The 1,669-nt window shown below is 64.6% G+C and carries 1 protein-coding gene; it reads left to right on the top strand.

What is annotated here, in order from left to right; all coding sequences use genetic code 11:
• Nucleotides 1–1,669, top strand: a 1,669-nt coding sequence (locus AC07M7_RS21095) for a hypothetical protein (protein ID WP_495208221.1), incomplete at both ends; no start/stop codon positions are given.

Below are 1,669 nucleotides of genomic sequence, written 5' to 3'. Positions count from 1 at the left end.
GAGGCCCGCAGCAGCTTCGAGTTGCGCCGGACGGTGCAGGACCCCACCGGGGCCGCGCTGGCCAGCGAGAGCTTTTACGACCAGGTTGGTAATGTCACTGCCGTGGAAGGCCCGCGTGGGGCCGCCGATCTCATCGTCCACGTCTACGACAAGGCACGACGCCTGCTGTCCACGACCTTCCCGGCAGTGGCCGGGGTGACCGCCAAGATCCAGAACACGTTTGATGCTGATGGCCGGCAGATCAGCCAGGCCCACAGCCAGGGGGCCAACTGGGTCTCCAAGACCGTGGCCTACGATGCGCGTGGCTTGATCGCCAGCAGCACCGGGGTTGACGGTAGTCCGATCAACTACGCCTATGACGCTGCTGGACGGCAGATCGAGTCGCGCCAAGATGTGGATGGCACCACGCGCGTTACCCGCACCAGCTTTGACGCCGCTGGCCGCCCCTTGGTGAACACCCTGGCCGCCGGTTCGCCAGTGGAGCAGGCTTACGCCACGGTGCAGTACACCCCCAATGGCCAGATCGCCTCGCAGACCGACGCGGGTGGCCGGGCGATCACCCGCTGCTACGACGGCTTTGATCGTCTCATCGAGCAGCGCTATCCCGCGCCAGATGGATCCTCACCGGCTCCTGCGTGCTCGGCCCTCGCCGCCGGCGCGGCGCTGCCGGCGGGCGTGACCCGTGAAACCTACACCTATGCAGCCAATGGCGATCTGGCCAGCGCCACCTTGCGTGACGGCAACACGCTGCGCTACACCTTTGACCCGGCCGGTCAGCTCACCCACAAGGAAGTGCCCGGTGCCGAGCGCAGCGTCAGCTACACCTACGATCTGCTGGGCCGACGAACGGCCGCCAATCTGCCCGGGGGCAACGCAGCCCTGTCGGTGACCTGGGCTTACGACAAGATCGGCCGCGTCATCAGCTCTACCGGTGCTTATGGGCACACCGTCAGCTACAGCCATGATGCTGCTTTGGCTTGGTCGCAGATGCGCTGGCCCGACGGATTCACAGCGCAATACAACTTCGATGTGCGGGGGCGCATTTCGGCGGTGGCCGAGGCCAGCGGCGCGGCGCTGGCCAACTTCGAGTACGACGAATTGTCCCGTCGATCGGCGGCTACCTACGGCAACGGCAACACCCGTTCCACCTACACCTTCGATGTCCAGCAGCGCCTAGCCTCGATCCAGCATGATCTGGCCGGTACCGACCAGGATATCGGTTACGGATTCACCTACAACCAGGTGGGGCAAATCCGCACGCGCTCGGTATCCAATCCGGCCTTCGGGCTGGCCGATGCGGAAATCGTCGAGAAGAAGTACGCCTCGGCAGCCGGCGCAGCGGGTGCCAATGCGCTCAACCAGTACGATCGCGTCAGTCCGGATGATCGCACGCTGACCTATGACGGGCAGGGAAACCTGGTCAAGGACGCCAGCGCCGCTGCCGTAGCCGACTACACCTTCGATGCGGAAGGGCGCCTGCTTTCCGCGAAGGGCAGTCAGTTCACCTATGACGCGATCGGTCGACTTGCTTCGATCGTCCGTGAAGGCTGGGCCTCGCGCCTTGTCTACGACGGTCAGGAGCTGATCGCGGAGATGGATGTAAACAACGGCAGCACCGTTCGACGGACGGTGTACGGGCCGAATGTCAACGAGCCCTTGCATGTCTATG

It is taken from the genome of Stenotrophomonas sp. GW821-FHT09E08 (assembly GCF_059416125.1).
Note: the sequence above shows the minus strand (reverse complement) of the source record. Positions and strands in the feature narration are given on the sequence as shown.